Annotated in this window: 10 protein-coding genes and 1 tRNA gene; 6 read left to right on the forward strand and 5 right to left on the reverse strand. The window is 65.6% G+C overall.

Translation table 11 applies throughout. From position 1 onward, the window contains the following. Positions 1-7 precede the first annotated feature (7 nt). Complete coding sequence (locus tag F6B93_RS19970) at positions 8-2062, forward strand: FAD-dependent oxidoreductase (protein WP_211696622.1); 2055 nt, start codon at positions 8-10, stop codon at positions 2060-2062. 21 nt (positions 2063-2083) lie between these two features. After that, positions 2084-2503: a ketosteroid isomerase family protein gene (locus tag F6B93_RS19975; RefSeq protein WP_211696623.1), complete on the forward strand. Its 420-nt coding sequence runs from the start codon at positions 2084-2086 to the stop codon at positions 2501-2503. A gap of 7 nt (positions 2504-2510) precedes the next feature. Here F6B93_RS19975 and F6B93_RS19980 read toward each other — a convergent pair whose 3' ends face one another. Further along, positions 2511-3899: a hypothetical protein gene (locus tag F6B93_RS19980; protein WP_246540881.1), complete on the reverse strand. Its 1389-nt coding sequence runs from the start codon at positions 3897-3899 to the stop codon at positions 2511-2513. A gap of 211 nt (positions 3900-4110) precedes the next feature. Here F6B93_RS19980 and F6B93_RS19985 point away from each other — a divergent pair, with 211 nt between their 5' ends. Next, positions 4111-4515 carry an HIT family protein gene (locus F6B93_RS19985; RefSeq protein WP_211696625.1) on the forward strand — a complete coding sequence of 135 codons (405 nt, stop codon included), beginning with the start codon at positions 4111-4113 and terminating at the stop codon, positions 4513-4515. A gap of 49 nt (positions 4516-4564) precedes the next feature. On the opposite strand, the gene F6B93_RS19990 is transcribed toward F6B93_RS19985, so the two are convergent. Both F6B93_RS19990 and phoP read right to left on the reverse strand, forming a co-directional pair. Further along, entirely contained in the window at positions 4565-5995 is a 1431-nt protein-coding gene (locus F6B93_RS19990) for a sensor histidine kinase (protein WP_211696626.1), read from the reverse strand. A gap of 51 nt (positions 5996-6046) precedes the next feature. Then, on the reverse strand, positions 6047-6787 hold the full coding sequence (gene phoP / locus F6B93_RS19995) for a two-component system response regulator PhoP (RefSeq protein WP_211696627.1): 741 nt from the start codon (positions 6785-6787) through the stop codon (positions 6047-6049). A 141-nt stretch (positions 6788-6928) separates the two neighbouring features. Here phoP and F6B93_RS20000 point away from each other — a divergent pair, with 141 nt between their 5' ends. The 3 genes from F6B93_RS20000 (at position 6929) to F6B93_RS20010 (ending at position 10247) form a co-directional block, all read left to right on the forward strand. After that, on the forward strand, positions 6929-7651 hold the full coding sequence (locus F6B93_RS20000; RefSeq protein ID WP_211696628.1) for a hypothetical protein: 723 nt from the start codon (positions 6929-6931) through the stop codon (positions 7649-7651). A gap of 31 nt (positions 7652-7682) precedes the next feature. Beyond that, positions 7683-7754: transfer RNA gene (locus F6B93_RS20005), tRNA-Thr, on the forward strand. 99 nt (positions 7755-7853) lie between these two features. Then, positions 7854-10247, forward strand: a complete 2394-nt coding sequence (locus F6B93_RS20010; RefSeq protein ID WP_211696629.1) for a pentapeptide repeat-containing protein — start codon at positions 7854-7856, stop codon at positions 10245-10247. A gap of 69 nt (positions 10248-10316) precedes the next feature. On the opposite strand, the gene F6B93_RS20015 is transcribed toward F6B93_RS20010, so the two are convergent. Both F6B93_RS20015 and F6B93_RS20020 read right to left on the reverse strand, forming a co-directional pair. Next, positions 10317-11606, reverse strand: a complete 1290-nt coding sequence (locus F6B93_RS20015; protein WP_211699629.1) for an amidohydrolase family protein — start codon at positions 11604-11606, stop codon at positions 10317-10319. A gap of 31 nt (positions 11607-11637) precedes the next feature. Then, positions 11638-12852: an amidohydrolase family protein gene (locus F6B93_RS20020; RefSeq protein WP_211696630.1), complete on the reverse strand. Its 1215-nt coding sequence runs from the start codon at positions 12850-12852 to the stop codon at positions 11638-11640. Position 12853 lies beyond the last annotated feature (1 nt).

Consider the following 12853-nt stretch of genomic DNA (forward strand, 5'->3'; position numbering starts at 1 on the left):
GTCTTGAGTGACCCGGTTTCCGCACCTCTTGGCGCCAGGACGCATCGGCGCCATGACGGTGCGCAACCGACTGGTCATGTCTCCCATGGAGACGATGTACGGCACCCCTGACGGGCTGCCTTCGGCCCGAACGCGAGCCTACTTCGCGGCCCGCGCCAAAGGCGGCGTCGGTTTGATTACGCTGGGCGCCACCGGAATCGACAATCAGCACCCGGAAACTCCCGGTGGCCTGCACCTGGCAACCGACACCGCGATCGATGCGCACCGGGCACTGGTTGACGCGGTCCACGAACACGGTGCCAAGATCGCACCCCAGATCGTGCACGCCGGGCCCGACGGACTGGGACCAGAGATATTCGGTGTGCCCTCATTGGGACCGTCGGTGATTCCCTCTTATCTGACCGGCCGTCCGTCGGCCGAGATCAGCAAGCAACAGCTGTCGGCAGTATTCGACTTGTTCAAAGCGGCCGCACGCCGGGCGGTCGAGGCCGGCTACGACGGTCTCGAACTGCATGCTGCGCACGGCTACATGCTCTTGGGATCCTTTCTCGCCCCGCAACGCAATCGGCGCAGCGACGACTACCGGGGCGACTCCGCTCGCGGCCGAGTCCGGGTCGTTCTCGAGGCACTCGCGGCGATCCGATCCGAGATCGGCACAGCACTGCCGATCACTCTGCGGATCTCCGGCTATGAGCGCGTGGCGGGCGGCAGACCGATACACGAAACCGCCCGGATGGCACCCGAACTCGTCACTGCGGGCGTCGACGCGTTCCACGTCAGCGGAGGTGTGATCGACCGGCTGGTGACCGGGATGGTCAACGGCGCCGACGACGGCGACGAAATCAACATCGGCGCGGCAACCGCCGTCAAAGAGGTCGTCGACGTACCCGTCATCGCCGTCGGCAGGATTCACGACCCCGTGCGCGCCGAACGGCTCCTGGCCGACGGGCGCGCCGACTTCATCGCGATGGGACGCCCCCTGCTCGCCGACCCGGACTTGGCGCACAAACTTCAATCCGGCCAAAGCCGTCGGATTCGCACGTGCATCTCCTGCGAAAACTGTATTGACGCCATGGAACAGCGTTTCTCCGTCGACTGCGCAGTCAATCCCCGCACCGGCAAAGAGCGCGAACTCGCCGCACCTCGCGCCGCCCGCGTCAAGCGCGTGATCGTGGTGGGCGGGGGTCCAGCCGGGCTGGAGGCCGCCCGCGTGGCTGCCGAACGGGGCCATCGCGTCACGCTTGTCGAGCGCGGCAGGCAGCTGGGCGGCGCGCTGCGCTGGGCGTGCGTCCTGCATCCGGAAAACCAGCCATTCCTGCGATACCTGCGGGACGAAATCCGGCTCAGCACGGCGAAAGTAATTCTGGGTCACACCATTTCGGCGAAGGACATCACCACAATGCGGCCGGACGCGGTAGTGGTCGCCACCGGCGGCCACGTCGCGCTGCCGACAATCCCAGGCGCCCAGCTGCCGCACGTGTTTACCGGCCCCCGCTTACGTGAGCTGTTGGCCGGCCACGCGCAGGGCGACGACCCAGCGTGGCAGCGCCTGGCCGCACAGCTGCTCGCCGGCTGGCGGCAGCGGCTGGTAGGACCCGCGGCAGTTCGGCTTGCCGCCCGCACCTGGCTGCCGATCGGCCGGCGGGTCGCGATCATCGGTGGCGACCTGGTCGCCCTCGAACTTGCCGAATTCCTGGCCGGCTGTGGCCGCCTGGTGTCGGTACTCGAGGCGGGCCGCGACATCGCCCCGGAGGTCGGCAACAAGCGTAGGACCGAACACATGGACCGGCTGGACCGATTGGGGGTGGGCGTCCACGTCCGGGCAGCCGTCGAGCGGATCACCCCGCACGCCGTGGCGTTCACACCCGCCGGCGGGACGCCCCGGGAACTTCCAGTCGACGCCGTCGTGGTGGCCGGAACCGCCGAGCCGGACACCTCCCTGTTCGACGCGGTGGTCGCCGCGATGCCGGACACCGAGGTGCATGCCGCCGGTGACTGCACCGGACTTGGCCTCATCCGCAAAGCCACCGAGGACGGCGCCCGCGCCGCGTGCTCACTGTGACAACCGAGAGGAGAGATCACCATGACCCAAACAACTCAATCTCCGGCGCTGGCCGCGTCCCAGGCCTCATGGCGTTGCGTGCAGGTCCGCGATCGCGAGGGCTGGCTGTCGTTGATGGCCGACGACGTCGTGATTGAGGACCCGATTGGTAAGTCGGTCACCAACCCCGATGGTGAGGGCATCAAGGGCAAGGAAGCCGTCGGCGCCTTCTTCGACGCCAACATCGCGGTCAATCAGTTGACGGTCACGTGCGAGGAAACATTCCCGTCGAGTTCACCTAACGAGATCGCCCATCTCTTGGTACTCGACAGCAAGTTCGACAATGGGTTCACCAGCAAGGTCCGCGCAGTGTTCACCTACCGCGTCAACGACGCCGGGTTGCTCACCAACCTCCGCGGGTACTGGAACCTGGACATGATGGAGTTCGGCAAACAGGAGTGACGGCGCTCTAGCCGATGCGTCCGATTCCGGTGATGTTGCCTTGCATGATCCTGTTCCCCATCAGGACCATGCAGGCGGTCTGTATCGGGTCACTGAGGATGCTCGCCGACTTAGGTTGTTGCAGTATGACTTGCCCATTGTTGGGGTCCAACACGGCGAAGGAGAAGATGTCGGCAGGTGTGGTGTTGTCGAATCCGAACCGGGTGATGGTGTAGATCAGACCATCCCCGGTGGACAGATGCGGCAACGCTGCGCTACGAACGTTGCTGTCCCACACGGTGTGACAGCCGGGGTTGTCGACGTCGACCCTGGTCATTCCGCCGAGGAACGGTGCCGTCGGGGGAACAGCCGGCCCGGCGTCGGGCGGAACCGCCGGATACGGGTACCCGTAGGTGCTGGCAATGAACATGGTGTTCCCCACGCCGATCGGTGAGTTCTCGCTTCCTGGACCACCTTTGGTGAGGACGGGTTGTTGGCACACCAGGTTGCCCGTACCGGATTCGTAGACCAACGCATGCACTATTGGGTCGGCATTGTCGACGATGGTCAGGTAGTCAGCGCCGGTGGTGGGTCCGAAATAGGTTGGGGTGGAACCCGTTCCCCAGCTCAGTTGTCCGGGTTTGCGGCCTGGGCCACGGTCGTAGGGCTGACGCCAGAGGATCTGCGGGTTGCCGCCGCCGTCAAGGTTTATCTCATACAGGGCAAAAGTCGTGGCCACCGCGACACGATTGGTCGGGGCGGCCGAGATGCTGTTCGCCACGCGCTCGCCAGCCGGCAGCTGCACGCTGGCTACCGCGCCGCCGGCTTTCACCACCCCCACCACGCCGCTGCCACTGGCGAACCACACGTTGCCCAGGTAGTCGGGAACGACGCCCACGGATTGGTCGCCGGGCGGGATTGCGCTCGACACGTCGGTGGAGTCGGTGATGATCAGCTGCCAATGGCCCTTCGCATCCTGGGCATGAGCGATGTGCAGCAAGTGGTTGGTTCCGTCGATCATCACGAGTTCGTTGTTGTCGTCCAGGTAGGCGTAGACACCGCCAAGCAGGCCGCCCTTGGCGACAGGCAGGCTGGCGAGTGGGACGACTCGTGGCAGGAATCCACCGGGATCGATCAGATGTACCGTCGGGCTCTGGTCGACGATGGTGGTGCACAGCGCGACCACAAGTCCGTCGGTCCCCTGCGTGATCGACGGGCAGGCCGCCAGCAGCGGGTAGGCGAAGATGGGCACGAAGTTGGCGCCGGGCCCGGGAAGTGGTCCCGCGTCCGCTGACCCCGCGTCGTTGTGCATCGACGCGAGGCCTTGTGGCGCCATGAAGGGGTTGGGTGGCGCCAACGGCCCGAAGGCCGCGGCTGCTGTCGCACTTCCAGGGACGAGGGCTGTGACCACAGACATGGCGCACGCGGTCAGCAGCGCTACTATCGCCGAAGGAAAACGCACGAAGGACCCCTCCCGTGAACCGGGTCATGGTGGATTGTCGCGACCGGCGAGTACGACATGACAACGGTGCGCTTACGATTTCGCGTCACCCAGATTGCCGTGGGGGTCGTGATGACGCCCGCAACCACTGCCGTCACGGCAATCTCGACGCACCTATGCTGAACCAATGGCATCGATCTTCACCAAGATCATCAACCGTGAACTGCCGGGCCGTTTCGTCTACGAGGACGACGACGTCGTCGCGTTCTTGACGATTGAGCCGATGACTCAGGGCCATACGCTCGTGGTGCCCCGCGCCGAGATCGATCAATGGCAGAACGTGGACGCCGCGGTATTCGGCCGGGTGATGGCGGTGAGTCAGCTCATCGGCAAAGCCGTGTGCCGGGCATTCAGAACCGAGCGGGCCGGGATGATCATCGCCGGGCTCGAGGTGCCCCATCTGCACGTCCACGTGTTCCCGACCCGGAGCCTGGGCGACTTCGGCTTTGCCAACGTCGACCGCAACCCGTCGCCGGAGTCGCTGGACGAAGCGCAGGCCAAGATCACGGCGGCGCTGACCCAGGTGGCGTGAGCCTCGGGATGGCCTCGCATCGTCGCCCGGCTCAGCCCCGACGGCCCGCCTAGACCGACGCCGGGACGTCGCTGACGCGGGGCATCGTGACGCGGAAGCAGCAGCCCTTCCCGGGCTCGGTGGCTACGGAGACAGCACCGCCGTGGGCACGCACCAACGAGTCGACGATCGACAACCCCAATCCGGTTCCGCCGCTGCTACGCGCCCGCGATGAATCGGTACGGAAGAATCGTTCGAATACCCGCAGTGCGTCCTCACGGCTCATACCGGGCCCCGTGTCGGCCACTTCAAGTACGGCGTCGCTATCTTCGGTACCGACCCGCACGCTGACGTGCGCGCTTTTTGGCGTGTGCCGTAGCGCGTTGGCAACGAGATTGCTCAGCACCTGCCGGAGCCGCTGCTCGTCGCCGAGCACCTCCGGGGTGCCGGGACCGTCAACGACTTCCAACGTGATGGTGCGCTCGGGGTCGGTTGCCCGTGCGGCGTGCACGGCATCGCTGGCCAGCACCAACAGGTCCACCTGCTGGCGTTCCAGCGGCCGCTGCGCATCGAGCCGGGCCAGCAGCAGCAAATCGTCCACGAGCAGGCCCATCTGGCTCGCCTCATTCTCGATTCGCGCCAGGAGCGAAGCGACATCACGGGCAGCGCCTTGGCGATACAACTCCGCGAAGCCACGAATTGTGGTCAGCGGCGTACGAAGCTCGTGGCTGGCGTCGGTGATGAACCGCCGCATTCGAGCCTCCGAATCCCGAGCCCTTTCGGCTGAGGCCTCCGACGACGCCAGCGCCTGTTGAATTTGTGCCAGCATTCCGTTGAGCGCCAACGAAAGCCGGCCGACCTCCGTCCGCGGGTGCCATTGCGGGACCCGGCGATCCAGCTCGCCGGCGGCGATCGCCGCAGCGGTTTCCTCGACTTCTGCCAGGGGCCGCAGACTATGGCGCACCACGGCGTACCCCGCGACGCCGAGCATGACCAGCACTGCGGTGCCGAAGGCGAGCTGCAACCACTCCAGGGACCGGACCGTGTTGCGGACGTCGGCCAGATCACCCGCGACGGTGATCAGGGTGCCATCGGTGCCGCGCAACGAGACCGCGCGCCACAGGATCTTGGATCCATCGACGGATGGCAACGTTACTGGGTCGGGACCAACATCGTTGTCGGCAGGGACCGCCGGTTCCGCGTTTCCATCGTTGATGGCCGTATAGGTTTGGCCAGCAGGGTCGACGACCCGCACGTAGTACCGCGACGGCGGTCGGTCGGGGTTGTGGCCAGGGTAGGGGTCCGGCTCCATCGGCAGCATCGTTTCCACCCAGATCTTGGCTTCGTCGACCAGAACCCGGTCCAACCTGCTAATCAGCCGGTCGCGCAGGATGGTGGTGACCGCAACCCCCGAAAGCGCAAGTCCAGTCCCCACCAGAATCAGGGTGGCGGCGACCAAGCGCACCCGTAGGGGCATCCGTCCCCGGCGGTATGTCGCCATAGCCTGTCCTCGCGATCTCGCCCGGCTACCCAGCCGAGTCAGCACGCGCGCTCATCGCGGCTCCCGCAACACATACCCCACTCCGCGCAAGGTGTGCAGCAGCCGTTTGTCCCCGGTGTCGATCTTGCGGCGCAGGTACGACACATACGACTCGACGACATTGACGTCGCCGCCGAAGTCATAGCGCCACACGTGATCGAGGATCTTCGGCTTACTCAGCACAGTGCCCGCGTTGATCACGAAGTAGCGCAGCAACGTGAACTCGGTGGGCGACAGCGACACGGGCTGCCCAGCCTTCCAGACTTCGTGGGTCTCCTCGTCGAGTTCGATATCGGCAAACGTGAGGCGTGCATTGCGAGGTTCCGTACTTCCCTTGCCGGCACGTCGCAGGATGACCCGCAACCTCGCGACCACCTCCTCCAAGCTGAACGGCTTCGTCACGTAGTCGTCACCGCCGAGAGTCAGGCCGGCGATCTTGTCTTGCAGAGAGTCACGTGCCGTCAGGAACAGGGCCGGGGCATCGATACCGTCGGCGCGCAGCCGGCGCAGCACTCCGAAGCCGTCCATCCCGGGCATCATCACGTCGAGGATTACCGCGTCCGGCCGGATTTCCCTGGCTCGATCGAGGGCCTGCGCTCCGTTGGTCGCCGTGTGGACCTCGAACCCCTGGAATTTGAGGCTCACCGACAGCAGTTCGATGATGTTGGCCTCGTCGTCGACGACGAGGATGCGCCCCTCCGGCGTAGTCAGTTCTGGGGTACCCGCTGTCATGAGATCGACACCTTTCCCCATTGGCTGAAAGATAGCTTCACAATCATTGTGTAATTCCTGGGAACTCGGTGACAGTGGTCTGCCAATAGTCTGCCAGGAATCCTCGCGACCGCATGGACCCTGACGAATTCGACATGCCCGAGCCGCGAATACACTCGGAGAATGAGCCTCGAAAAGGCACTCGTGACGATCGCGACCGCACCGGCTCGCATCGGGCTGGCCGCCACGGAGACCAGCTTGAACCTCGCGGGCGCCGGCCTGACCATGGCGAAGCGGGCGCTCGGCGATGACGGCGACACCAGCTCGAACGCAATCTCCAACATGCTGGGAATCGACGACGCGCTGGCCCGCGCCAACCGGTTATCCCGGCTGCTGGACGAGGATATGCCGTTGGGGCGCGCGATCGCGCCCGACGGGCCGCTGGACCGCTTGCTTCGCCCGGGTGGGCTGGTCGATCTAGTGACAGCGCCCGGCGGCTTGCTCGACCGCATGACCGCTGAGGGCGGTGGGCTACAGCGGGCCCTGCAACCGGGCGGGGTGGCTGATCGGATCGTCGCAGAGGACGGGATCATCGAGCGGCTGCTGTCCGAGGATGGGGTGGCCGAGCGGCTACTCGCCGAAGGCGGCCTGATCGACACGTTGACCGCCGAAGACGGCCCGCTCGAACAACTCACCGACCTCGCCGACACGATGTCGAGACTGGCGCCCGGGATGGAAGCCTTGGAGCCTGCCATCGCCACCTTGCAGGACGCCGTGACGGCATTGACCATGGTGGTCAACCCGCTCAGCAACATCGCTGAGCGTATCCCGTTACCCGGGCGCCGTCCGCCGCGCCGTTCCTCATCGCGGTCGACGCGCTCGGAACGAGTGATCGACAGCGAATAGCGAGCGGTTAGGCTTGCACCCGGTTAATCCGGCCTCCTTAGCTCAGTGGTAGAGCACTCGCCTTGTAAGCGAGCGGTCGTCAGTTCAATCCTGACAGGGGGCTCTGGCCTTCGGGCATGCTGATCGACTTCGCAGCATCATGGTCACCAAACTGGGTCAAGATCACCTGTTAGGTCGTGTTGTTTGGTGGTTGAATTGCGATATGCGTACGGCGCCGACGGCCGTGCCCGACAGCGATGCCAGCTCGAGCGCGCCGCCGGCTAGCGAAGAGGATTGGGTCGCTCGGCTGACGGAGGCCGCCGAGTCTGGGCAGTGCGTGGACTTGGCTCCCGGAGAAGCCCTTGAACCTGCGAATGGGGCGACCTGGTGCCCGGAGCGGCAGGTCCCCGCTGCCGCCTTACGCGCAGTTCTCACATGCACGGGCCTCAACGTCGACAGCCGAGGTCTGCGGATTAGGGGTGCGCGCTTCGTTGACGTGCTGGACTTGGACTATGTGGTGTTTCACCATCCGCTCCACCTGATCGATTGCTCGCTCGAAGCGATGCTTAGCGCAACCGGGGCGAGTTTTCTTGCTCTGAATCTCCGGGGGACTCATCTGCCCGGTATTGACGTGGAGTGGTCCGAGATAGCGGGATCAATGTTCGCCGGGAACGGGTTTGAATCGACCGGTGCATTCTGCGCGATGGGGGCCAGGATCCACGGCGACCTCGACCTGCGCGGCGCCAGACTCAACAACCCCGACGGTGCCGCGCTGGTCCTCAACGTCGCCGAGATCGGTGGTGGCGTGTTCGCCGGGGACGGCTTCCGGGCGGACGGAGAAATCTGCGCGATGGGGGCCAGCATCAAGGGCGACCTCAGGCTCAGCGGCGCCACCCTCAATAGCTCCAGCGGCCGCGTCCTCAATCTCGACGTCGCCGAGATCGGTGGTGGCGTGTTCGCCGGGGACGGCTTTGAATCCAACGGGGAAATCCGCGCCTGGGATGTCCGGATCAAAGACCAACTCGACCTCAATGGCGCCACACTCAACAACCCCACCGGCTGCGCCCTCAACCTCTTCGGCGCCGACGTCGGCAGTAGCGTGTTCGCCGGGCAGGGCTTCGAAGCCAATGGAGAAATCCTCGCCTGGGATGCGAGGATCAAAGGCCAACTGTTCCTCAGCGGCGCCACACTCAACAACCCCAAAGCCCGCGCGCTGAGCCTCGACGTCGCCGAGATCGGTGGTGGCGTGTTCGCCGGGGACGGCTTCCACGCCAACGGCGAGATCCGCGCCATGGCGGCCAGGACCAAAGGCCAAATCTTCCTCAGCGGCGCCACACTCAACAATCCGAACGGCCGCGCCCTCAGCCTCAGCGGCGCCGAGATCGGCGGTAGCTTGGTCGCAGGGGACGGCTTCCACGCCGACGGAGAAATCCGCGCCTGGGATGCCACCATCAAGGGCCAACTCGACCTCAGCGGCGCCACACTGAACAACCCCAACGGCCGCGCCCTCAACCTCAACGACGCCGAAATCGCCGGCAACGTGTTCACCGGGGACGGCCTCCACGCCAGCGGAGAGATCCGCGTCATGGGGGCCAGGATCCACGGCGACCTCAGGCTCAACGGCGCCACACTCAACAACCCCAACGGCCGCGCCCTTAGCCTCAACGGCGCTGAGATCGGCGATAGGGTGATCGCCACGGACGGCTTCCGGGCCGCCGGAGAAATCCGCGCCTGGGATGCCACCATCAAAGGCCAACTCGACCTCACCGGCGCCACACTCACCAACCCCAATGGCGTTGCCCTCAACCTGAAGACGGCAAAGCTCAGCGTGTTGACGCTGGCGCCCAAAACGGTGGAGGGGTCAATCGTGTTGGACCGGGCGGACATCGAGGATCTAGTCACCGCGTCCAACCAGCCGCCGCCTGTGGTGGCCACGGGTTGGAAACTCGGTGATATCCACGGACCACTTCGGCATGATTGCCGCAGTGCTAAAAATTGGCTCAACACCGCGCCGCCGTCGAAAGATCAAGCCCACCGACGCGGCCCGAAAGCATTCACACCTGTGCAGCCCTGGTATGAGCTGGCCAACGTCTATGACCGCAACGGTGATCCAGCAGCTGCCCGACATCTACGGTACGCAGCAGCGAACAAGACGACCAAACAGTCCCCGTGGCCGGCAAAATTGGTTCGCTGGATCTACGGGTTGCTGGTGGGCAACGGCTATCACCCGTGGTGGGCCGCGGGGTGGCTGCTTGTGGTTGTGGCGGTGGGGTCGTTGCTGGTGGTGTTAAATCAGGGTGACATCCGTCCGCCCCACGAGGTGGTCGCGAAGATAAACCCCGCGGAGCGGGAGGTCGCCGCCCAATTTTACTGTGATGAGCGGCATACCATTGTTAGTAAGAATCCTGAACTTCATGGTCATCCCTGCTTCACCCCGGTCACTTTTGCGCTGAACCACGTGCTGCCGGCCGCCGGTGAGGTCATCGAATCGAAGTGGGTCGTGGCACCTGACGCCACTCTCTGGCTCACAGTCGGTTTGCCGATGCTCAAATTCACCGCATATGTGCTACTGGCTCTATTGGCCGCAGCGGTCACCGGACTGCTCCGAAAAACATAGGCACCCGCCAGGTATCGGTTGATCCCTCACGTCGCCTTGGCCGGCGGCAAGCCGCGCCGGCGCGGATTCTCAGCCCGTTGCCGAGTCCGTCGCGACGTCGGCCAGCGGCTCCGCATCTGTCAGCCAATGACGTCCCGCAGCGCGCGCCGCCTCCCACTTGGGGATGCTGACGCTGTCGTCTTGGCCCAGATCTTCCGGAGTCGGGCCGATCCGCGCGGCCAGGCCAGCCAGCGCGCCCATGTCGAAGTTGTACACCTCAGCCGCCTCCAGACCCAGGATCTGTCGCGTCTCCTGGATGGGGATGTCCCAGAACGAGCGGCGCAGCCACTCCCGGGTATGCGGCCAAGTCCCCTCCGGATGGGGGAAGTCGTTACCCCACAGCATGTTCGAGACACCGATCTCGTAGCGCCGCGCCAGCTCCCGGCGCTCCGTGGTGGTGGCCCCGATAAAGCAGTTGCGGTCGAAATAGGCCGAGGGCGGCATCGTCAGATCGCCCTCCAGCTGACGGCTCATCTTCTTGGCGGAATGCTCACGCAAGTAGCGAGTGTCCATCAGCCAGAGCAGATCATTGGCCCAGAACGCCCCGCACTCGGTGGCCCCCCATCGCAGCCGAGGGAAGCGCTCGAACACCCCCGACCACAGCGCGAACCACAGGGGGCGGACCCCCCACCAGCGCACCTCGGTGACATAGATGCCCAGGTGCCCGCCAAACTCCTCCTGCGGGGCGGCGCCGACGTGGGTGTGCACCGGCATCTGCAGGTCCTGGCAGGCAGCCCAGACCTTGTCGTAGCGGCGGTCGTGGTAAGGCGGGTAGCCGCCCCAGAGCGCAGGGATCATGATCCCGCCCCGTAGCCCGGACTCGGCGGCTCGGCTGATCTCGGCCACCGCCGCGTCGACGTCGGCCAGAATCGGCACGACCGCGACCCCGGCCCGCCGCTCCGGGCTGTGGCTACACAACTCGGCCAACCAGCGGTTATGCGCTCGCGCTCCAGCCATGGCCCGCCCCGGGTCGAGGTCGCCCGACTGAGCCAGACCCGCCCCGAACGGAGCTCCGGCGACCCCGGACACGGCGTCGGCGTCGGGGAAAATGACCTCGCCGACCACGCCGTCACCGTCGAGCTCTTTGTCCCGCAAGCCGACGTCCCATCCGCCGGCAATACCGTCTCCATGCTCGGAGAACCATTGCTCGGCGAACTCCTCGTCGATGAACCCACCGACCTGCGCTGCGGCAGCCTTCTCGAGCAGGTACTCCTCGAAATCCTCTCGGTATTCCGGGTCGACGTACTCGCGGTACTGCTCGGTCGGCAGCTCGGCATGGCAGTCTGCGGAAATGATGACGTAGGGGTCCATGGGGTTCATGGGGTTCATGGGGTTCACATTGATCCTTTCGCTACCAGGCGCGTATGGGGTCGGCTTCGAACGCGGTGCTGCTCGCGTCAGCGGGCACGGCGGGCAGTGTCTCGGCGACCTCGGCGACAGTCGGGCCGATCCGGTCGACCAGCGGTGCAAGCGCCTCGAGGTCAAAGCCATACACGGCCGCCGCGGTGCCGCCCACCATGGCCGCCACCTCGTCTGTCGGGACGTCGCTGAAGGTGTGACGCAGCGCTTCGCGGGTATAGGGCGCGGTCCCCTCGAGGTGCGGGTAGTCGCTTCCCCACATGATCCGGTCGACGCCGATGTCATGACGCTCGGCACACTCGACCGGCCGAAGGAAGCTGGCACCGACGTAGCACTGTCGGTTCCAGTACTCGCTGGGCTTAAGGGTGAGGGAACCGGCCGTAGGCCCGGCGAAGCGGGCGATCGCCGAATTCGGTCGCCCATAGCGGACCGTTGCAACGTCGAGCGAGGTGAGGGTCGCCGGTATCCACCCCGCGCCCTGCTCGGTGAAGACCACGGTGAGGTCCGGATGACGATCGAGGGCGCCGCTCAGAATCAGGTGCCACAGCGCCCGGTGTGCCCACCAGTGTGTCTCATACACCCAGACCGCGAACGAGCTGTCCCACCCATCGGTCGGGCTCGGTCCGGCACTGCCGCCGTGGTGGTTGACCACGACGCCGGCTTCCTCGCACGCCGCCCACAGCGGCTCCCAATGCTCGGCGTAGAGCGGGGGGATGCCGGTACCGGGGACGACCCCGGGCAGCAGCATCCCGCCCCGCAGGCCCAGCTTGGCGATGTGTGCCACCTCAGCGACGGCTTCGTCGAGGTCCCCAAGCAGGATCTGGCCCACCCCGGCGCGCCGATCGGGAGACAAACTGCAGAAGTCGGCCAGCCAGCGATTGTGGGCACGCAGCCCGGCCCAGCGCAGCTCCAGCTCTCGCGGGGTTTGCGGCGGTGGAGCGGCCAGACTTCCGTGCGGAAAGAATGGCGGCACCGTATTGGGGTAGATCACCTCCCCCGCGATGCCCTCCCGATCCAGCTCACCGTTGCGGCGATCGCTGTTCCAGTTGCGCTCGGCGTCGGGGTCGGTGAGGTCGGCAAACGGGTTCACATATGTTTCCGCCCAGCCGTCAAACTCCTCCCGGTACCGCGGATCGAGGTAGTCGCGGTAATCGAGCAGGTCGGCGCCGGCGTGACAGTCAGCGGAAATGACCGGGTACCGGTCCATG

It is taken from the genome of Mycobacterium spongiae, assembly GCF_018278905.1.
Taxonomy (GTDB): domain Bacteria; phylum Actinomycetota; class Actinomycetes; order Mycobacteriales; family Mycobacteriaceae; genus Mycobacterium; species Mycobacterium spongiae.

Bases quoted from the DNA above. Each gene is read 5' to 3' on its own strand.
- F6B93_RS20010 (WP_211696629.1), top strand. From the start codon at position 7,854: ATGCGTACGGCGCCGACGGCCGTGCCCGACAGCGATGCCAGCTCGAGC.
- phoP (WP_211696627.1), bottom strand. From the start codon at position 6,787: ATGGGGAAAGGTGTCGATCTCATGACAGCGGGTACCCCAGAACTGACT.
- F6B93_RS20015 (WP_211699629.1), bottom strand. From the start codon at position 11,606: ATGAACCCCATGGACCCCTACGTCATCATTTCCGCAGACTGCCATGCC.
- F6B93_RS20020 (WP_211696630.1), bottom strand. From the start codon at position 12,852: ATGGACCGGTACCCGGTCATTTCCGCTGACTGTCACGCCGGCGCCGAC.
- F6B93_RS19975 (WP_211696623.1), top strand. From the start codon at position 2,084: ATGACCCAAACAACTCAATCTCCGGCGCTGGCCGCGTCCCAGGCCTCA.
- F6B93_RS19980 (WP_246540881.1), bottom strand. From the start codon at position 3,899: ATGTCTGTGGTCACAGCCCTCGTCCCTGGAAGTGCGACAGCAGCCGCG.
- F6B93_RS19985 (WP_211696625.1), top strand. From the start codon at position 4,111: ATGGCATCGATCTTCACCAAGATCATCAACCGTGAACTGCCGGGCCGT.
- F6B93_RS20000 (WP_211696628.1), top strand. From the start codon at position 6,929: ATGAGCCTCGAAAAGGCACTCGTGACGATCGCGACCGCACCGGCTCGC.
- F6B93_RS19990 (WP_211696626.1), bottom strand. From the start codon at position 5,995: ATGGCGACATACCGCCGGGGACGGATGCCCCTACGGGTGCGCTTGGTC.